Origin of the sequence: Streptomyces sp. GbtcB7 (assembly GCF_019091445.1) — a bacterium.
Classification (GTDB): Bacteria; Actinomycetota; Actinomycetes; order Streptomycetales; family Streptomycetaceae; genus Streptomyces; species Streptomyces mirabilis.
In genome coordinates this window covers 1-235 of record NZ_JAGXJM010000641.1, presented here as the reverse complement: position 1 = coordinate 235, position 235 = coordinate 1, and the positions used below count along the sequence as shown (strand labels likewise).

The 235-nt window shown below is 61.3% G+C and carries 1 pseudogene; it reads right to left on the bottom strand.

The features are described 5' to 3' along the window. Positions 1–156, bottom strand: a pseudogene (locus KVT44_RS59845) (NADP-dependent oxidoreductase); the annotation flags it as partial. Positions 157–235: the final 79 nt, after the last annotated feature.

Genomic DNA, 235 nt, shown 5'->3' with positions numbered 1-235 from the left:
GCGCAGGTACCAGTCCGGAGGATTGATGCCGATCGCGTGAACGCGAACGAGCACTTCGCCCGGCCCCGGCTCGGGAACCGGCACCTCGTCGTGACGCAGGACTTCAGGGCCTCCGTGCTCATGGAGCCGGATCGCCCTCATCGTGTGTGTCGGCATCGTTTTCTCCTGCCCGCGCTGCGGGATAAGCTTATTCGGATCAGCGATCCACATAACTGGACCAGTGATCCGAATATAT